General features: G+C 63.6%; 6 protein-coding genes and 1 pseudogene. 3 read left to right on the forward strand and 4 right to left on the reverse strand.

Annotation, left to right across the window (positions count from 1 at the left end; genetic code table 11):
- Window positions 1-346 precede the first annotated feature (346 nt).
- The 3 genes from QQ25_RS27410 (at window position 347) to QQ25_RS27420 (ending at window position 4,568) form a co-directional block, all read left to right on the forward strand.
- Window positions 347-1,159 (forward strand): GAP family protein, encoded by an 813-nt coding sequence (locus QQ25_RS27410; protein ID WP_039382212.1) that lies wholly within the window; start codon window positions 347-349, stop codon window positions 1,157-1,159.
- 59 nt (window positions 1,160-1,218) lie between these two features.
- Window positions 1,219-3,171: a molecular chaperone HtpG gene (gene htpG, locus QQ25_RS27415; RefSeq protein WP_039382214.1), complete on the forward strand. Its 1,953-nt coding sequence runs from the start codon at window positions 1,219-1,221 to the stop codon at window positions 3,169-3,171.
- Between the two features lie 80 nt (window positions 3,172-3,251).
- A complete protein-coding gene (locus tag QQ25_RS27420; protein WP_039325490.1) occupies window positions 3,252-4,568 on the forward strand; it encodes a WS/DGAT/MGAT family O-acyltransferase in 1,317 nt (438 codons plus the stop codon).
- Here the strand turns inward: QQ25_RS27420 and QQ25_RS27425 are convergent.
- The 4 genes and pseudogenes from QQ25_RS27425 to QQ25_RS27440 form a co-directional block, all read right to left on the reverse strand.
- Window positions 4,565-5,911, reverse strand: a complete 1,347-nt coding sequence (locus QQ25_RS27425) for a hypothetical protein (RefSeq protein WP_039382217.1) — start codon at window positions 5,909-5,911, stop codon at window positions 4,565-4,567. The genes QQ25_RS27420 and QQ25_RS27425 overlap by 4 nt on opposite strands.
- Before the next feature lie 36 nt (window positions 5,912-5,947).
- Window positions 5,948-6,994: an ornithine cyclodeaminase family protein gene (locus tag QQ25_RS30335; protein ID WP_039382220.1), complete on the reverse strand. Its 1,047-nt coding sequence runs from the start codon at window positions 6,992-6,994 to the stop codon at window positions 5,948-5,950.
- Window positions 6,994-8,403, reverse strand: a complete 1,410-nt coding sequence (locus tag QQ25_RS27435) for a WS/DGAT/MGAT family O-acyltransferase (protein ID WP_234711989.1) — start codon at window positions 8,401-8,403, stop codon at window positions 6,994-6,996. The genes QQ25_RS30335 and QQ25_RS27435 overlap by 1 nt, the downstream gene beginning before the upstream one ends.
- Window positions 8,400-20,690, reverse strand: a pseudogene (locus tag QQ25_RS27440) (non-ribosomal peptide synthetase); the annotation flags it as partial. The pseudogene QQ25_RS27440 and the gene QQ25_RS27435, both read right to left, overlap by 4 nt.
- Between the last annotated feature and the right edge of the window lie 1,151 nt (window positions 20,691-21,841).

The following is a 21,841-nucleotide window of genomic DNA, read 5'->3' on the forward strand; positions in this document are numbered from 1 at the left end:
TCGTGCCGACCGTCACCTCCGGCGAGCCGCCTGCCGCGCCGTATGGCAGGCCCCGCGCCGACCGACTGTTTCTGACCCCGTTTCCGCGGTCACCGACCCTGAGAACATGGAAATGATTCTTTGACAATAGGTTTGGACAACTCGATACCGACCCGGCCGGGAAGATCAGCAGGGGGGCCGCACCGACGTCCGCGGGGCCGATACGCGATGAGGGCCAAGCCGTTCAGGTCGGCCGTCCCTGACATGTACAGTTCCGCGGATCCGCACGGACAGCGGGCTCAAAACTGCTCGCCGTCAGGTCGCAAGAAACCATACAGCAAATAACACACGAGGTAGGATTTCGGTCATGTGGGGCTCGTTGGTAGTACTGGCACTTTTGACGACCATCAATCCTGTGCGCCTCGGAATCATCCTTCTGGTTCTCTCACGGCCACGGCCGGTGCAGAACCTGCTCGCCTACTGGGCGGGCGCAGTGCTGATCGGACTGGCGAGCCTCATCATTCCGCTGTTCGTGCTCCACTCCACTCCGGCCTCGTCCGCTTTCGCGCAGAAGTTTGCGCACCCCACCGCCGACCCGCTCACGCAGCGCATCACCATCGGCATCGGCATAGCGCTCCTGGCCATCGCCGCGATCATGGTGGCCCGCAACGTGCTACGGAAACCTGTCGCCGCGGGTAGTCATCGGAAGGCGGCAGGCGACGGCACCGGAACCACCTCGACGCTCGTGGACGATTCCGGTGCGCCGCCGGCCATCACCAGGCTGCTGTACTCCACCCCGGGCGATGGCGATACCGATACCAAATCTCGGGGGTTGGCCGGTCGCGTGCGCGAGGCCTGGCAGAACGGATCCCCGTGGATTCCCTTCGTCATCGGGGTGATCGTGGTTCCGCCACTCGACGGTCTTCTGTTCGCCCTGGCCATCGTCGTCGCCTCCGGTGCCTCGTTCGAAGTCCAGGTGGTCGCGCTGATCGCCTTCGTCTTCGGCGTACTTCTCGTGGAGGAGATCATTCTCGTCAGCAACGTGGTCGCGCCGGAGAAAACCCAAGCGGCACTGCGCAAGTTGCACGAATGGGCCAGTGCGCATCGCCAGACGTTCGCGGCGGCCATCTGCGCGGTTGTCGGCGCCTCCTTGGTGCTCCGGGGCGTGGGCGGCCTCTGATCGGCGGATCGGTATGATCCGGCTGTCCAACGTAGGTTGATCTGTGGGGATGGAATCACATGTCTGCGCGCGTCGAGCAGTTGGAGTTTCAGGCGGAGGCACGCCAACTCTTGGACCTGCTGGTTCACTCGGTCTACTCCAACAAGGACTCGTTCCTCCGAGAGCTGATCTCAAATGCCTCGGACGCCTTGGACAAGCTGCGCCTCGAAACGCTGCGGAACAAGGAGCTGACCGCCGACACCTCCGACCTCCACATCGACATCGAGGTGGGGCACGATCCGCGGACACTGACAATCCGCGACAACGGCATCGGGATGACGCGCGACGAAGTCGTGGACCTGATCGGCACCCTCGCGAAGTCGGGAACTGCAGAGCTTCGTAAGCAATTGCAAGAGGCCAAGAAGGCGGCGGCCTCAGAGGAATTGATCGGACAATTCGGCGTCGGCTTCTACTCCACGTTCATGGTCGCGGACAAGGTCGAACTGCTCACCCGTAAGGCCGGCGAGAGCGAAGCCACCCGATGGGTGTCGAGCGGCGACGGTACCTACACCATCGAATCCGTCGACGACGCACCGCAGGGCACATCGGTCACTCTGTACCTGAAACCCGAGGACGTCGAGGATCAACTTCACGACTACACCGCCGAGTGGAAGATCAGAGAGCTCGTCAAGAAGTACTCCGACTTCATCGCCTGGCCGGTCCGGATGGAGGTCACGCAACACACGCCCTCTGCAGAAGAGGGCACCCCGGACACCGTCACCGTCGAAACCCAGACGCTGAACTCCATGAAGGCGTTGTGGGCCAAGCCCAAAGACGAGGTTTCCGAAGAGGAGTACCACGAGTTCTACAAACACATCGCCCACGCCTGGGACGACCCGCTCGCTGTCATCCCGATGAGAGGGGAGGGCACCTTCGAATACCAGGCGTTGTTGTTCATCCCTTCGCACGCGCCGTTCGACCTGTTCACCAGGGACGCCAAGACGGGTGTGCAGCTCTACATCAAGCGGGTCTTCGTCATGGGTGATTGCGAAGAACTCATGCCCCGGTACCTGCGCTTCGTCAAGGGTGTGGTGGATGCACAGGGCATGTCACTCAATGTCTCTCGTGAGATCCTGCAACAGGATCGGCAGGTTACCGCGATCCGTCGCCGGTTGACGAAGAAGATCCTGTCGACCATCGCGGATCTGCAGTCCGGCAAGCCCGAGGACTACCGCACCTTCTGGACACAGTTCGGCGCTGTCCTCAAAGAAGGCCTGATGTCCGACCTGGACAACCAGGCCACGCTGCTGCGGATTTCATCGTTTCACTCCACGTTCTCCGGCAGTGACGGCGATGAGGGGCTCACCACGCTGGCTGAGTACGTCGAACGCATGAAGGATGGTCAGGAAAGGATCTTCTACGCCACGGGACCGTCGGCGGAGCAGCTTCGGAAGTCGCCGCACCTGGAGGCGTTCAAGGCCCGAGGTTACGAAGTGCTGCTGCTCACCGACCCGGTCGACGAAATCTGGGTGGGCTCGGTACCCGAGTTCGACGGCAAGCCGCTGCAGTCGGTCGCCAAGGGCGAGGTCGATCTCGACTCCGAGGAAGACAAGTCCGAGCACGAGGCTGAGCGAGAAGCCCAGAAGCAGGAGTTCGCCGATCTGCTGGCCTGGTTGAAGCAGACTCTGAGCGAACAGGTCTCGGATGTGCGATTGTCCGGTCGATTGATCGAGTCGCCGGCCTGCTTGGTCACCCCAACGTTCGGCATCACACCGTCGCTGGCGCGCATGTACCGGGCCTCCGGGCAAACAATCAGCGCCGGGAAACCCATACTCGAGCTCAATCCGACGCATCCGCTGGTCACCAGCTTGCGGCGGGCGTACGAGACAGGCGGTGACGCTGCTTACTTGCATCGGTTGGGAGAAACCAGCGAATTGCTGTACGGAACCGCCCTCATCGCTGAAGGTGAAATCCCCGAGGACCCAGCCAAATTCGCCGGACTACTCGCCGACCACTTGGCCCGCACCGTGTAAGACGCTTCATCGCAACCGATTTCGTATCAATTCGTCAAAATCGGCGAGTGAAGCGATGCTCGGGCTCGTACCGTACGAGAATGAGCAACGTACTCGATCTGCTCGACCAGACCATGTACGACATGGAGCAGGCCACGGGATCGAAAACTCTGCTGCAGGGTGTCTGGGTGTACGACCGTCCGATCGACATCGACGGTCTACGGCAGTTCCACCGTCACCTTGAGCGAGGTCGGTTGTCTCGCTGTATCGCACGGTCGCCCTTGCCGTTCGGCCGCCACCGCTGGGTGGCACCAGACATCCTGCCTGAGCTCGAGATCGTCGAGACGGCCCGCCCGCGTGAACAATTTGACGCCTGGCTCGACGAACAGGTGAACTCCCCATTGGATTGCGAGCACGGTCCCGGATGGCACCTTGCGGTGCTCCCGTTCACCGACGGAGGCACAGGCGTGAGCCTGGTCGTCTCACACTGCCTCACAGACGGCGTCGGACTGGGGCAGGCGCTGGCCGATGCGGCATGTGGCCGCGACGACCCGATCAGCTGGCCGTCTACCGCGTCGCGCGGCCGATTACGGGCCGTGCGAGAAGACGCCGGCCAGACTGTGCGCGATTTCCCGGCCATCGGCCGTGCCATCGCCGCCGCAATACGCTTTGGACAACAAGGGCGCAACGGTGCCGAAACAGCCAGACCGCCCACCACGACATCGCCTGCGCCGCCCCCTGAAGCCGATGACACCCACCTGCTCCCAACGGCAACGATATTCGTCGACGCCGAAGAGTGGGATGCCCGCGCGAACGCGCTCGGCGGGACTCGGAACACTCTGCTTGTGGGTTTGGCAGCTCGCCTCGCCCAACGAGCCGGACGGGTTGCAGCGGACGGTTCAGTGGTCGTGACGCTACCGGTGAACCAGCGCACTGCGGACGACACCCGCGCCAACGCGATCGGAGGGGTCCGCGCCACAGTCGACCCGGCGTCTGCAACGACGGATCTGACTGAGATCCGGGCCGCGGTCAAGCAAGCGCTGATTCGGTTCTCGGAGGAACCCGACCCCCAGCAGGTACTGAATGCGCTGGTGCCCCTCATGTCTGATCGGGTCCTGAACGCCGCCCGTCGTGCGACCAGGGGAAACCCATTCAATCTCGTCGGCGCGTCCAACGTCGGAGAGATCCATCCCGCCGCCGGCCGGCCCGATGGGACGGCTGCTGATTCCTTCGCCATGAGGTTGCACCACACCGGAGTGTCCACGGCCACACTGCACCGGTACGGCGGTGTGCAAACCATGCTTTCCGGAACGATGGACGGACGGATATTCGTCTCGTTGAGTTCCTACCTACCGGGCCATGCCAATTCGAACGATGAGCTACGCACGCAGCTCTCGACAGCGTTGAATGATTTCTAGCTCACCGCTCGATAGGTGTCAGTGATCGAAAAGTCCTTCAAGGCACTCGAAAGTTCTTGTTTCAAGCTGTCATTGGAATTGAGACAGTCTGGCAGGTACGAGATAGCCGAGATGAAGACCTTGCCGTTCACCGTTCCGGAGAGCACAGACTGGATTCCGCCGAGCCGGCGCATTCTCGCCTCGGTCACGCCCAAGTGGAGAACTCTCAGGGCGAAGGACTCGGCGTCCGTGCCATCGGGCCGGCCGACGGCCGGGTTGACCACACGAAGGTTCGAAGAGCCGACTTGGTTGGGTGAGACCACAGTGGTCGCGCTGCGGGCAGCCCTGAGAAGCCGCGCAGGCAGCAGTGGGACGATGGCGTTCACTGCCATCTCGTTGTCGGCCGCCTCCCGGTGGCGAATCAGCGTTTGTTTGACCGCGGCCCGGATCTCCCGCAGGTCCGTCGTGGCGAGTTCGGGGTCGACGGTGACGGTGGCATTGCCGATCGCGTTGGCCCGAGTGTCGCCGTCAGCGCGCTCATCGACCGGCATGATCACCTCGACCGAACCGTCCGCAGCAACCCGGCCTGCCCGTTGGCCGAGCCGAGCCGCCAATCCCACGAGTAGCGAGTTGCTGGTTCCGCCGAGTGCGCGTGCGCGGGCGTCCCACTCGTCCGCATCGACCAAGACCGTTGCCATCGCGTGGATGACCAATTTGTCGGAGCCGGCGGGCGGCGCAGGTGGTGTGATGGCCGGGGCGGTGGTACCGCCGGCAGTATCGCGGCTGCGTCGGACCAACCGGATGGCGGCGGCGACCGCGCGGCCCATGGCGGGGATGTCGCGCAGGGTTTGGCCGGCGTCTTCGCGGAGGGCGCGCCACCGCCCGCGCGATCCGGCGGCCGGCCAGCTCATCGGGTCGTCGCGACCGAGCGACGCATCCGTCAGCGCGGTGCTCAAACCGACGCCGTCGGTGAGGAAACGGGAAAGGACGAAACTGACCCCGGTACCGCCGTCGGTGAACGGGAGCGCCGCGAGGCGCCATCCGGGACCGCGTTCGCAATCCAATGGGGTGTTGATCTGTTCGTCGAGCCAGTCGTCGAATTCTTCACGCGGGCGGGCCGACTCCATGATCTCGAGGTCGGGCAATCTGTCGGGTGCTATCCAGCGGTGGCGGCCGAACGGCAAGGGTGATCGCTCGATGCAGCGGGATAACCGTCCCCGCTGAAGATGTTCGTGGAACCGCCGCAGACCATCGATGTCGATCGGGCGGTCGTACACCCAGATGCACTGCAGTTGGCTGGCACCTCCGACAGCTTGCCCCACGTCGAACATGGTCTGGTCGAGCACATCGAGTACATTGCTCATTTTTCCAACCGCACTTTCCAAGAGAGCCGAGCAATTCTAGTTGGTTGCCGATGTCGAGTAAGGCGAATGCAGCCCCACAGGCCCATCGAGGATGGAGAATTTACCGCCGAGACCAGCCTCGGCTGCGAAATCCAGAAATACGTCCAAGGCCACGTGATCTTCAAATGCGAATCCGGTGCTGTCAAACACGGTTAGATCGTGCACTTGGGGCAGCGGTTGGCCAGTCGAACGTGCAATTCCGACCAGGTCCGGCAGGGTGACATTGATTGCATCCCTTTCAAGAACCTGGCATTCTCCTTCGTTCAATGCCTGGTCCAGATGGTCGACACAAATGTACGCCCGGTTCAGCACCGACAACGGCAATTCGGTCTTTCCGGGCTCGTCCGACCCAATGGAATTTATATGAAGGTGGGAGGACAGCCTCTCATCCCTGACGACCGGGCCTGCACCCGGACGTACCGATGTTGCGGTAACCAGAATGTCCGCACCCTCGACCACCCCATGCGGATCATCAAAGACCTCAAACTGAGCGGACGTGAAGTTGCAACGATCCTTCAGGGATTCAGCGCACTTTCTGTCGATGTCGTAAACTTGGATCCGCTCTAGAGCGAACGAAACACACAGCGCGTGGATCTGCGTAACGGCCTGCAATCCAGCACCCACTATCGCCGCAGTTCGCGAATCAGGGCGAGCGAGCATCGAACTGGCCACAGCGGTAGCAGCACCAGTACGAATCGCAGTGGGAACAGTGGCGTCACAGATCGCGAGCAATTCACCGCTGGAATCGCTGTACCTACATATTGCTCCTACCACAGTCGGCAACCGATGTTCGGCGTTGTTGTTCGGCTTATAGCTGATTGTTTTCAATGTCATTCCGCGGTTGACTTCGAGATACGGCATGTTCTCGATCACCCCACCGCCGACACTATGGTCGTGCACAAACCCATTTCGGGGAGGACAGCCTCGCCAACGTTCGCGGGAAACCTCCGAAAAACCGTTGCGCAACCGGTCGATACATGTCCGCATTATCACGTCCATTCCGACCATGTCCACGAGGCGCCTCGTATCGCTATACGAGAGCATTAATGCGTCCACCGTTCCTCCACCCTTGCATGTTTGATGCGTCCGTCTGACTGCCCATGTGAACTTTCATCCGCGTCGGCCTCCGACAGATACATTCCGGTGAGCGAAAAGTCGTTCAAAGCATTTGAAAGGTCTTGTTGTAAGCGGTCATTCGTGTTGGTACGGCCCGGCAGATAGGAATGGGCCGAGATGAAGACCTTTCCGTTGGCCCGTCCGGACAGAAATGACTGCGTTCCGCCGAACCGGTTGAGCATTGCTTCCGTGAGCCCCAGATGGGGCAGAACCTTGACGGCGAACTGGTCGGCGTCGGTGCCATCGGCCCGGCCGGCGGCCGGGTTGACCACACCGAGGTTGGATGAACCGACCTGGTTGGGCGAACCGACCCGGGAAGTGGCCCCGAGGAACCGCTTGGGCAACAGCGGAATGATGGCATTCACCGCGTGCTCCTCATTGGGCTCCTCCCCGTGACGAATCAGCGCTTGTTTGACCGCGGCCCGAATCTCGCGCAGGTCCGTTGGCGCCAGCTCAGGGTCGACCGTGACGGCTGCATTGCCGATTGCGTTGGCGCGAGTGTCACCGTCAGCGCGCACATTGACCGGCATTCCCACGACGACCGAGCCGTCGGGGCCGACCCGTCCCCCTCGTTTGGCGAGTCGGGCGGCCAATCCCACCAGCAGCGAGTTGCTGGTCCCCCCGAGTGCTTGTGCTCGGGCGTCCCACTCGTCGGCATCGACGAAGATCGTTGCCATCGGCACTGTGGTGGGCTCGTCGGCGCCGGGCGACGTCGTTGGCGCGATGGTCGGTCCGGCAGCTGCGGCAGCGGTGCGGCTGCGTCTGGCCAACCGGACGGCGGCGACGACAGCACGGGCCACGGCAGGGATGTCGCGCACGGTCTGCCAGACGTCCTCGAGCACGGCCCGGAGCCGCCCCCGCGATGCGGCAGCCGGCCAGCTGATGGGATCGTCGCGACCAAGCGCCGCATCCGCCAGCACCCCGCACAGCCCGACGCCGTCTGTGAGGCAGTGCGAGACGACCAAACTCACGCCCGCGCCGCCGTCGGTGAACGGGAGCACCGCCAGGTGCCACCCGGGACCGTGCTCGCAATCCAGCGGCGTGTTGACCTGTTCATCGAGCCAGGCCTCGAATTCTTCACGCGGGCGCGCCGACTCGACGATCTCGAGGTCCGATGAGCCCTCGGATGCAATCCAGCGGTGGCGGCCGAACGGCAAGGGCGATTGCTCGATGCGGCGAGCCAACCGTCCCTGCCGAAGATGTTCATGGAACCGCCGCAGACCGTCGATGTCGATCGGACGGTTATAGACCCAGACACTCTGCAGCCGGCTGGTGACTCCTATCGCCCGCCCGAGATCAAACGCACGCTGGTCGAGTACATCGAGTACGTTGCTCATTTTTCTTCGGCGCTTTCCAAAACGGACTTGAGCTGTTCCACGTATCCACTGAGCGATCCGGGGGTGAACATCTCGAAGTGTGTGCAGCCCACCGGTATCACGGTGATCTCGCCGGAAAGATAAGGGCGCCAAGTGTGCAGGAGCGATCGGGCAGCCCTGCGGTTACGCAGACGCGCCAGCCTCGACCTGATCCCTTCCCCGGTGTCCTCGCACCGCGGACGGGCAGCCGAGAACAACACGACATCGCCGTCGAACACATCGGGCGCATGGTCGAGGAGTAGCAATTGGCCCGAGCTGACGCTTCGCGCCATGAATTCCGTGAGCCGTTTGGAGGGAGGACTGGCCCCGTGTCGCGCGACGATGTCGGCCACCCTTGAATACGTCAGCGGTCTCCAATGCATCGGAACACCAATGCCATTGGTCCGCAGAACGTAGTCCAGAACCCAGCCTTCGACGACGGCTCGGTTTGTTGCGATAACCCTGGTCAGACGATTCCAGTATCTGTTCGGGTTCAACAAGGCGTCCAGTAACACGAGACGCTGCACTTCACATCCACGTCGCTGAAGCTCAACCGCGAGCGCATGGGCCGCTACGCCGCCGAACGACCATCCGAGAATCCGATACGGCCCAGAAGGATGCAGATCCTGAATCCTGTCTGCATAGCTCGCCGCCATGCTCTGTATCGACATTGCTTCGGGCTCACCATCCGGGGGAACATGATTGATCCCGATGATCGGGCCGTCCACGTACTGTCCCAACGCCCGATACGACCAACTCAGGCCGAAGCCATCATGGATACAGCACAGCGGCACACCGTTGCCCGGCTTGAGCACCTCGACCGGAACCACTTCCTGTGAGCTCTCGGCTCGGCCCACAACCTGAGCCAGACTGCGCACCGTCGGCGCATCGAACATCACCCGCACCGCCAACTCGGTTTCCAAACTGGCGTTGGCCGAAGCGATCACCCGCATTGCCGACAGCGAATCCCCGCCAAGGTCGAAGAACGAGTCATCCACTCCGACCCGCTCCAGACCCAGAACCTGCGCATAGATGCCCGCCAAGATCTCCTCGGTAAGCGTTGCCGGGGGACGGTATTCGTGACCGTCGGTGTAGTCCGGCACCGGCAGCGCCCGCCGATCCAACTTGCCGTTCACCGTCAACGGCAAACTGTCCAGCACCACCACGGCTGCCGGCACCATGTAGCTCGGCAACCGCTGCGCCAGGGCGATGCGGATTTCGGCCGGGTCTGCGCCACCCGTCACGTAACCGACAAGACGTTTGTCGCCCGGGCGGTCCTCACGAGCGATGACCGCCGCCTGATCCACGCCCGCCAGATCCGCCAGGGCAGTTTGGATCTCGCCCAATTCGATCCGATATCCGCGGATCTTCACCTGCTCGTCAGCCCGACCCAGATAAAGCAACTGCCCGTCGGGCGCCCAGGACACCAGATCCCCGGTGCGATACATCCGCTGCCCCGCAGCGAACGGGCACGCCACAAAACGCGACGCGGTCAACCCGCCCCGGCGCAAATACCCGCTGGCAAGGCCGGCTCCGGCCACGTACAACTCACCGACCACCCCAGCCGGCACCGGCCGCAACCATGAATCCAGCACGAAGAACGCCGCGCCCGGTACCGGCGTACCGATCGGGACAACGCTCGGACCGGATGCCTCAGACTTCTTCAAAGGCGCACTGAACGACGCATACCACGTCTCCGTCGGACCGTAGGCGTTGAGCATCAACCGACCCGGCGCCCACCGATCGACCAAGTCAGTCGGGCAGGCCTCACCGCCCACCACCAACGCCGTCGACTCCAAGCCGTCCGGGGAAAGCACCGCCGCAGCAGACGGAGTCTGATTCAACACCGTCACACCCTCGGCAATCAGCAACGCGTGCAACTCATCCGGTGAACCCGCTACCGCCTCGGGCACCACGACCAACCGCCCGCCGCTCAGTAGCGGGCCGAAAATCTCCCACACCGACACGTCGAACGCGTACGAATGCCACTGCGCCCACACCCCGGCGTGCAGGCCCACATCCAACGACGTGAGCAAACCGGTGACATTGCCGTGCGGGACGGCCACTCCCTTCGGAACGCCGGTAGTACCCGAGGTGTGGATCACGTACGCGATGTCGTCGGGAGCCACCGCCGGCAATGCGGTGCTCGACTGGCCATCGATCCGCGGATCGGCCACATCGACGACCTCGACCCCGCACACGCGCAGCCGCTCAGCCAGACTGCCGGTACTCAGCGCCACGACCGGCTTGGCACCAGCGACAACGACAACGATCCGCGCGTCCGGGTGTGCCGGGTCGATCGGCAGGTACGCTGCCCCGGCCTTGAGTACCGCCAGGATCGCGACGATCGCCTCAACCGACCGGTTGAGCAACAACGCCACACACTCACCCGGACCCGCCCCATAGCCGACAAGTAGGTGCGCCAGCCGATTCGAGGCCTGGTCGAGTTCTCGGTACGACATGGACCTGCCGTCGAAGGTCACCGCCGCCGCATCAGGCACCCGGGCCACCTGCTCGGCGAACAGCATCGGTATCGACATCTGAGGAGACGCAGGACGGGTCAACGTGGCACGGTTGCCGATCTCGTCGAGACGAGCATGTTCGACAGCGTCCAACACATCGATCGACGACAAGCGCAGTGTCGGATCGACGGTCATCGCCGCCAGAACCCGCTCCAGCCGCCCGATCAACGCCACGACGGTCTCGGCATCGAACACGTCGGTCCGGAACTCCACCGAACCACCGATCCCGGCCGAAAGTCCCTCCGCATCGAACCTCTCTCCCAGGGAGAACACCAGATCCATCCGTGCGGTGCGCGTTTCGGCCAGCTGTGGCGCGGCGTAAACATCGCCGGTAGCCGACTCGGCAGCAGAGGAAGCAGTGGAGTTCTGCCATGCCAACATCACCTGGATCAGCGGGTGATGGCTCAGGCTCCGGGTCGGGTTGAGCCGCTCCACCAACATCTCGAACGGCACGTCCTGATGCTCGTAAGCGGCCAGGCTGCGCTGACGCACCTGTCCGACGAGCTCGGCGACGGTGGGATCGGCGGCCAGATCCACCCGTAGCACCAGAGTGTTGACGAAGAACCCGACCAGCTCATCCAGGGCGGGATCACTACGCCCGGCAATCGGGAAACCCACCGCCACATCGGAACTGGTGCTCAGGTTGGACAACAGAGCTGACAACGCGGCTTGGACCACCATGAAACTGGTCGCGTTGTGCTCACGCGCCACCTGCGCCACCCGCTGCTGCAACTCCGCCGGCCATTCCACCTCGACGACGGCGCCCCGGTGATCGGCCACCGCCGGATACGGCCGGTCGGTCGGCAACTCGAGGCGGTCGGGCAGTCCCGCCAAGGCGTCCTGCCAATAAGCCAGTTGACCGGCGATACGGCTTGCGGGGTCAGCCAGATCGCCGAGTTGCTCGCGCTGCCACAGCGTGTAGTCCGCGTACTGCACCGGCAAGGGAGACCAATCCGGCGCCTGCCCGCCACACCGGGCCGCATAGGCGGCGGCCACATCTCGGGCGAGTGGAGCGAAGGACCATCCGTCTCCCGCGATGTGGTGGACCACTGCCACCAGCACGTGCTCGTTCTCCGAAACACGGAAAAGCGTTGCCCAGATCGGGATCTCGGTACTCAGATCGAAGGGATGCCGTACCGCTGTGTCGATGGCACCGGCCAGCCGGTCGGCCGGCCAGTCAGCTGCATCAACAACCTGGCAGCCGATATCGGCCTGTTCGGCAGGGATCACCAGCTGCCGGGGAACACCGTCGACCGCCGGGAAGACCGTGCGCAGACTCTCGTGCCGGGCCGCCACATCGGCCAACGCCCGGCGCAGCGCGTCGACGTCCAATCCGCTGACCCGATAGATCATCGGCATGTTGTAGATCGGTGAAGGACCGTGCAATTGGTCCAGGAACCACAACCGCTGCTGGGCGTAGGACAGCGGTATGACATCCGGTCGCGGTTGCGCCACCAACGGCGCACGTCCACCCGAACTTTCAGCGACACGTGCCGCGAGTTGCGCCACAGTGGGTGCCTCGAACACAGCACGAACCGCGATATCTGAGTCCAGACTCATGTTGACCGCATTGATCAGCCGAGTCGCCGACAGTGAATCCCCACCCAGATCGAAGAACGATTCGTCGATCCCGACCCGCTCCAGGCTCAACACCTGGGCGTAGATCCCGGCCAGGATCTCCTCGGCGGGGGTAGCGGGGGCACGATAACGATCGAGGTCGGAGTATTCGGGTGCCGGCAGGGCGCGTTTGTCGAGTTTGCCGTTGACCGTCAACGGCAAGCTGTCCAGCATCACCACCGCAGTCGGCACCATATACCCCGGCAACCGGTCGGCCAGTCGCGCGCGGACCTGTACCGGATCGGCCGTGCCGGTGATATAGCCGACCAATCTCTTGTCGCCTGGATGGTCCTCCCGCACAATCACGGCGGCCTGACCGACCCCTTTCAAATCTGCCAGAGCGGACTGGATTTCACCCAGTTCGATGCGGTAGCCCCGAATCTTGACCTGTTCGTCAGCGCGTCCCAGATACCGCATCTGCCCATCAGCACCCCACGCAGCCAGATCTCCCGTCCGGTACATCCGCGACCCGTTGCCGCCGAACGGACACGCGACAAACCGAGAAGCAGTCAACCCGCCCCGGCCCAGATACCCGTTCGCCAACCCGGCCCCGACCACATACAGCTCACCCACCACGCCAACTGGTGCCGGCCGCAGCGAGCGATCCAACACGAAAAAGCCAAGGTGCCCCAACGGCACACCGATGGGGCTGACGCTGCCGTCAACATCGCCGGCCACGATCTCCCGGAACGACGCGTGCACCGTCGTCTCGGTAATCCCGTACATGTTGATCAACCGGGTGGAGTCCTTGTGAGTCTCAAACCACGGCCGAAGGCGCTGTGGCTCGAGCGCCTCCCCACCGAAGATGACCGTCTCCAACTTCAACTTGCCGCTCGGGCCAGCTTGCAGCGCATCGACGGACTGCAACGCATAGAACGCCGACGGGGTCTGGCTCAACATGGTGACGTGCTCGGCAAACAACAACGCATGCAAGTCTTCCGGCGCCCGTGTCACCGCTTCCGGCACCACCACCAATCGCCCACCAAACAGCAGCGCGCCCCAGATCTCCCACACCGAATAGTCGAACGCCAACGAATGACACTGCGTCCACACCTGACCCGCCAGCCCCAGCTCGGCATCAAGGGTATCCAACAGTCGAGTCACGTTGCGGTGACTAACCGCAACGCCCTTCGGAACACCCGTCGTCCCCGAGGTATAGATCAGGTATGCAACATCGTCTGGAGCAGGCGCGGGTAATGAAACGCCGGACAGTGCGCCGATACCCGGATCGCCGACATCGATGACGGCCAAGTCCCCCCGCGCCAGCCGCGGTCGCAACTCGGAGGTGGTGATCGCCGCGACGGGGCGGGCGTCGTCGAGCATGAACTCAATACGCGCATGGGGATGCATCGGGTCTATCGGCAGGTACGCTGCCCCCGACTTCAATATCGCCAGAATCGCGACAACAGGATCCACCGACCGGGCCAGCAGCACCGCCACACACGCGCCCGGCCTCGACCCCTGCTCAACTAGCCTGTACGCCAATCGATTCGACGCTTCATCAAGTTCCCGATAAGACAGCGAGCGACCATCGAAACTCACCGCCACCGCAGCCGGGTCACGGGCCACCTGCTCGGCGAACAACTCCGGGATCGACTTCGACACGGCAACTTGTTCGGCCAGCACCGCCCGGTTGCCCCACCGGTCGATGCGGGCGTGGTCAGCAGCCTCCAGCAGATCTATCGACGACAACGTCGCTGATGGATCGGCGGTCAGTGCTTCCACCACCCGTGTCAATCGGTCGATGAACGTCTGAATGGTCGAGGCGTCGAACACATCGGTGCGGAATTCCACCGCCCCGGTGATCCCGGCCGGCTCACCGGCGCTCCATCGTTCTGCCAACGAGATCGTCAGATCCATGCGGGCGGTCTGAGTGTCCGCTTCCAGCGGGGTGGCCTGCATACCGCCCAAGGTCGGTTGGGTGGCTGGTCCGTCGTCCTGATTGGTCAGGTTCTGCCACGCCGTCAACACCTGGACCAGCGGATGGTGGGTCAAGCTGCGGGCCGGGTTGAGCCGATCGACCACCATCTCGAAGGGCACATCCTGGTGCTCATAGGCGGCCAGGCTGCGCCGCCGCACCTGCGCCAACAGATCGGCAAAGGTGGGGTCACCGTCGAGTTCTACCCGCAGCACCAGGGTGTTGATGAACACCCCGACCAACTCATCCAACGCCGGATCGTTCCGTCCCGCGATCGGGAAGCCCACCGCCACATCGGAACTGCCGCTCAGGCTCGACAGCAACACTGCCAGGGCGGCCTGCACCACCATGAAGCTGGTGGCGTTGTGTTCGGTCGCTGCGCGCGCGATCTGCCGCTGCAACTCGACCGGCCACTGCATCGCCAGGCTGGCGCCTTGATAGTCGGCCACCGGCGGATACGGCCGGTCGGTGGGCAACTCCAGACGCTCCGGCAAACCGGCCAGCGCCTCCTCCCAATACGCCAGCTGGCCAGAAATCCGGCTGTTGCAATCGGTCGGATCACCCAGATACGAACGCTGCCACAACGTGTAATCCGCGTACTGCACCGGCAACGGAGACCAAGCGGGCGCCTGCGCCGCACACCGGCTCACGTAAGCCAGGCCGATGTCCCGCACCAGCGGACCGATCGACCAGCCATCACCTGCGATGTGATGGACCACCGCCACCAGGACATGCTCGCCCTGTCCTGTCCGGAAAAGGCTTGCTCTCAGCGGAATCTCGGCGGACAGATCGAACTTGTATCCGACGACCGAACGGATCGCGTCGTGTAGTCGGTCCGGGGACCAGTCGACGGCGTCGACCACCTGCCACCCGAGATCAGCCTGCGTCGCGGGCATGACTACCTGTCGAGGCACGCCCTCGACGGCGGGGAACACCGTGCGCAACGACTCGTGGCGCTCCACCACATCGGCCAGCGCCGCACCGAGCGCACCAACATCCAACCCACCGGTGATCCGATAGGCCGTCGGCATGTTGTAGATCGGTGAGGGTCCCTCGAGCTGGTCCAGGAACCACAACCGCTGCTGGGCATACGACAACGGAAGGACATCCGGCCGTTGTTGGGCCACCAGACGTTCACGCCGCCCCGAACCCTCACCGGCATGCGTTGCCAGTTGCGCTACGGTCGGCGTCTCGAACACCGCCCGAACCGCCAGATCGGAATCCAGGCTGGCATTGATCGAGTTGATCAGCCGCATCGCCGAGAGAGAGTCGCCGCCGAGGTCGAAGAACGAGTCATCAACCCCGACTCGCTCCAAACCGAGCACCTGCGCGTAAATCCCGGCCAGCACCTCCTCGACAGGAGTCGCGGGAGCACGGTAATGATCGACGTCGGCGTACTCCGGTGCCGGCAGGGCGCGTCTGTCGAGTTTCCCGTTCACCGTCAGCGGCAACGCATCGAGCGCCACTACGGCCGCGGGCACCATGTAACCGGGCAACCGGTCCGACAGGGCGGCACGCACAACAGCCGGATCCGCGGCGCCGGTGATGTAGCCGACCAGACGCTTGTCACCCGGACGGTCCTCACGGGCAATCACTGCCGCCTGACCAACCCCGGGAAGCGCAACGAGAGCTGTTTGAATTTCCCCCAATTCGATGCGGTAGCCACGTATCTTGACCTGCTCATCAGCACGCCCCAGATAGCGCAACTGCCCGTCAGGACCCCACGACGCGAGATCGCCGGTCCGATACATCCGGGCGCCGGCCCCGCCGAACGGGCACGCCATGAACCGGGTAGCACTCAGTCCACCGCGACGCCAGTATCCGTATCCGAGTCCGGCGCCCACCACATACAACTCGCCGACCACGCCAACCGGCACCGGCTGCAGCGACGAATCGAGCACGAAGAACCCGAGATGGTCCAAAGGCACACCGATGGGGCTGACACTGCCCTCAACGTCACTGTCCACGATCTCCCGGAACGAGGCATGCACGGTCGTCTCGGTGATGCCATACATGTTGATCAGCCGAGCGGAGCCCGAATGTCGCTCGAACCACGGTCGAAGGCGCTGTGGCTCAAGGGCTTCCCCACCGAAGACCACCGTTTCCAGCTTCAACTGACGGCCGAGATCAGGCAGCAACACGTCAACGGACTGGAGCGCATAGAACGCCGACGGCGTCTGACTCAGCACCGTCACCTGCTCGGCGACCAACAAGCCCAACAGTTCTTCCGGAGATCGTGTCACCGACTCCGACACCACCACCAACCGACCGCCATACAGCAGTGCCCCCCAGATCTCCCACACCGAATAGTCAAAAGCCAACGAATGGCACTGCGTCCACACCTGCCCCGCCAGACCCAACTCGGCATCCAAGGTGCCCAGCAACCGAGCTACATTCCGATGGCTGATCGCCACGCCTTTCGGCACACCTGTCGTGCCGGAGGTGTAGATCAAATACGCCACGTCATCGGGAACCGGCCCTTGCAGTGCGGTACTCGGTTGCGCCTCGATCGCGGCATCGGCAACGTCGACGACGGTCAGCCCGATCCCCTCCAACCGCGCGCGCAATTCAGCGGTGGTCACCGCGACAACCGGAGCCGCGTCACCGAGCATGAACCGGATCCGCGCATCAGGATGCATCGGATCGACCGGCACATACGCCGCCCCCGACTTCAACACCCCCAAGATCGCGACGACTGCCTCGACCGACCGAGGCACCAGCACCGCCACGCACTCACCCCGGGCTGCGCCGTAGCCAACCAACCAGTGCGCCAACCTGTTCGACGCCTCATCGAGCTCGCGGTACGTCATCGAGCGGCCATCGAAACTCACCGCAACCGCCTCGGGCGCACGAGCCACCTGCACGGCGAACAAACCCGGGATCGACGCCACAGGAACGGCGAGCTCGGTCAACACCGCGCGATTGCCGAGATCGTCGAGGCGAGCGTGCTCGAGGACATCGAGCACATCGATCGACGACAGCCGCCGCGCCGGATCCGCGGTCAGCGCCTCAGCGACGCGGGTCAACCTCTGTATCAAGGTTTCGATGCTGGCCGCGTCGAACACGTCGGTGCGGAACTCCACGGTGCCGCCGATCCCGGCCGGCTCGCCGGCCGGATTCCACCGTTCGGCCAACGAGAACGTCAGATCCATCCGGGCCACGTGGGTGTCGACCGTCAGCGGGCTGACCTGCGCCTCACCCAACGCCGACGCGCTCGCCGCATCGGTAGAGAAGTTCTGCCAGGCCAACGCCACCTGGACCAGCGGATGATGGGACAGCGATCGGGTCGGCTTGAGCCGGTCCACCAACACCTCGAACGGCACATCCTGGTGCTCGAGAGTGGAAAGGCTGCGCTGACGCACCTGCTCCAGTACTGCGCCGGCAGTCGGATCACCCGTCAGATCCACCCGCAACACCAACGTGTTGACGAAGAACCCCACCACCCGATCCAGCGCGGCATCACCACGGCCTGCGATCGGAACACCCACCGCCACATCCGAACTCGCACTCAGCTTCGACAACAGCATCGTCAGCGCAGCTTGCACCACCATGTATGTCGTCACGTTGTGATCCCGCGCGACAACGCGGATCCGCTTGTGCAGTTCAGCCGGCAACGACACGGCCACGCTGGCACCCCGATGATCCGCCACAGACGGATACGTTCTGTCGGTGGGCAACTCGAGGCGCTCGGGCATCCCCGCCAACGCCTGTTCCCAGTACGCCACCTGCCCGGAGATGCGGCTGTCGGGATCGCCCAGATCACCCAGATATGTGCGCTGCCACAACGTGTAATCCGCGTACTGCACCGGTAACGGTGCCCAGTCCGGCGCTCGTCCCGCAGACCGGCCGGCGTACGCCAACTGCAGGTCGCCGATCAACGGGGCTACCGACCAGCCGTCGGCAGCGATGTGGTGCACCACCGCGGCCAGAACATGCTCACCCTTGTCCGCCTGGAAAAGGGCTGCCCGCAAAGGAATCTCGCGGCTCAGATCGAAGGCTTGCCCGGCCATCGCTCCGATGGCCTCGTGCAACTCAGCTGCTGACCAGCCGCCGGCATCGATCACTCGCCATCCGCAGTCGGCTTCCCCGGCGGGTACCACCACCTGCTCCGGAACTCCCCCGACCGACCGGAACACCGTGCGCAAGGACTCGTGACGCTCCACCACATCGGCCAGTGCCACACCGAGGGCGTCGGTGTCGAGATGACCGGTGACCCGTAATGCGACCGCCATGTTGTATATCGGTGACGGACCCTCCAACTGGTCGAGGAACCACAACCGCTGCTGGGCATACGACAAGGGAATGACAGCCGGCCGGACCTGCGCCACCAGCGGCTCACGCTCACCCGAACTCTCGCCCGCACGGGCCGCCAGCTGCGCCACCGTCGGCGACTCAAACACCGCCCGAACCGCCAGATCAGCACCCAGACTGGCGTTGATCGAGTTGATGAGCCGGGTCGCCGACAGCGAATCCCCGCCGAGATCGAAGAACGAATCGTCCACCCCGACCCGATCCAACCCCAACACCTGGGCATAAATGCCGGCCAACACGTCCTCAACCGGAGTGCCCGGAGCACGATACAGCCGACCGTCGGCGTAGTCCGGAGCCGGCAAGGCCCGCTTGTCGAGCTTGCCGTTGACGGTCAGCGGCAGCGCATCGAGCAGCACTACCGCCGCAGGCACCATGTAACTCGGCAACCGCTCCGACAATGCGGCACGCACAACAGCCGGGTCCGCAGAACCGGTGATGTAGCCGACCAGGCGCTTGTCGCCGGGCTGGTCCTCGCGTGCAATGACCTCGGCTTGCCTCACTCCGTCCAGATCGGCCAGGGTAGACTGAATTTCACCCAATTCGATCCGATACCCGCGAACCTTGACCTGCTCATCAGCACGCCCCAAGTACCGCAACTGCCCATCGCTGTCCCATGACGCGAGGTCGCCGGTACGGTACATCCGTTCCCCGGCCTCGCCGAAGGGGCACGCCACGAACCGCGACGCACTCAGTCCGCCGCGGCGCCAGTACCCGCATCCCAACCCGGCGCCCACCACATACAACTCACCCACCACGCCAACCGGCACCGGCTGCAAGACTGGATCCAGCACAAAAAAGCCGAGATGGGCCAAGGGCACGCCGATCGGGCTGACGCTGCCCTCAACATCGCCGGCCACGATCTCCCGGAACGACGCGTGCACCGTCGTCTCGGTGATCCCGTACATGTTGATCAACCGCGGCGAGCCGGGGTGACGGTCCAGCCACGTCCGAAGGCGCTGCGGCTCAAGAGCTTCCCCACCGAAGACCACCGTCTCCAACGTCAACTGACCCGGCCCAGGCTGCAGCGCTTCCACAGCTTGCAGCGCGTAGAACGCCGACGGCGTCTGGCTGAACATGGTGACCCGCTCGGCCACAACTAAGGCGTATAAGTCCTCAGGAGCCCGCGTCACTGCCTCGGGCACCACCACCAACCGGCCGCCATACAGCAGTGCCCCCCAGATCTCCCACACCGAATAGTCGAACGCCAACGAATGACACTGCGTCCACACCTGACCCGACAATCCCAACTCGGCATCCAACGTGTCGAGCAGCCGGACCACGTTCCGATGGGTGATCGCCACGCCCTTGGGCTGACCCGTCGTTCCCGACGTGTAGATCAAATACGCGACATCATCAGCCGCCGGCGCCGGCAACTCCTGCTGCCTGCGCCCGGGATGATGACCCACGTCGTTGAAATCGACGATCTCCAGCTCGCAGCCAGACAACCGGCACACCAACTCCGAACTCGTGACCGCCACGACCGGTTCAGCATCACCAAGGATGAACTGAACCCGCGAATCAGGATGCATCGCATCGATCGGCAGATACGCCGCCCCTGACTTCAACACCCCCAAGATGGCCGCGACCGAGTCCGCCGACCGTGGCAAAAACACCGCAACGCACCGACCAGGGCCCGCACCTTTCGCAATCAGCAAGCAGGCCAAACGATTCGACAACTCGTCGAGCTCCGCATACGACATCGACCGGCCACCGCAAGTCACCGCCACCGCATCCGGGGCACGGGACACCTGCGCTGCGAACAACACCGGGATAGAAGTCGAACCGCTGGCCGGCACAGTCAGTGCCGCCCGATTACCCCACTCGAACAACTCAGTGTGCTCGTCCTCATCCAAGAAATCGATCGCGGACAACCGTCGAGTCAAATCAGCAGTCACGACGACCCCTCACCCTGGTCTGCCTCAACGGCCCCCGAGAGGGCCATGCGGGGGCGGCTCCTCACCGAGAAGCACTTGTCGACCTGCGCAAGTTCTACCGGCAGCGACTGCTCATCGATCTTCATCGGAATCTCCCACCGCGTGGTGTACTGCGGGCTCCCCGGCTCTTCTATCCGCGGGGGCACTGACCCGGTGGGCTCCTTCGCCGGACATCACTGCCCGGCCTGCAGGATCCTCGGCGGAGGTCGCCGACAGGCTGGGTTGCTCGTCAACGTTCACCTGCCCCCCGTCAAATCGATCAGTGGCGATCGTTCAAGAATCCAGAAGGAAGGCCATTCCGCCCCGCTGCCCTACCCTCTGAAATCTGTTTCCTACGCTGCACCCCAGCTATGGATTTGCTAGTTGCAAGCTGCCAGCATATCCACTTCCCGCTGGGCGGGCGTGAGAATCGCATATCCGAGAAAAACAACCTTGCAGCGCCCTAGGGACCGAAGTCAAGGTTGACGATCTCGCCAATTTAGGCAAATAAAATCGACACCCGTCGATCGGACGAGAACCGGCCGGTTCGGCCGGCCAAGTACCTCCCCTCCGTTCGACCGAATCGCTGCGCGTTGCCGCCGCCACCACGATCGCCGTCTCGGCACGCGCCCGTAGCCGGGAGGAGCTGGTCGGACCACATGTCTTGCCCCTGAACTGCTATCGAAGATGACTCGGACACCGTGGGGACACGCATCACGCTCATGTAGTTCAATCCAGCGAAGTCGACCGCGTCGATACCCGATTCGGACGACTGCGCGGCGCCACCAGGAGGCCATCCCTGACTACGGAAAACTTCGGTTCTTTGCAACTGCAGCAAATAACACACACAAATCGCCCTGTACTGCACCGCAGGCACAATGTGGCGAAGAATGGCTTGGCGGCATACACCTCGAATACCCACTGATGCCGCCCGAAAGACGGCGAACATTAGTTTGCGATTGCAATGATTAGCGAACTTTCAAGATCTTGCTTGGGAAGCGGAAACGGATACCCCACCGGCGCAATTGCGCGGCGGTCACCAGGGTGCGAGATGTTGGAGCAGAGAAATAGATCCCGTCAACGGTCACGGGATCTGGAGTCCGGCACGCCAGAGGACTACCGCACCGTCTGGACACAGT

This window comes from Mycolicibacterium setense (assembly GCF_000805385.1).
GTDB lineage: Bacteria > Actinomycetota > Actinomycetes > Mycobacteriales > Mycobacteriaceae > Mycobacterium > Mycobacterium setense.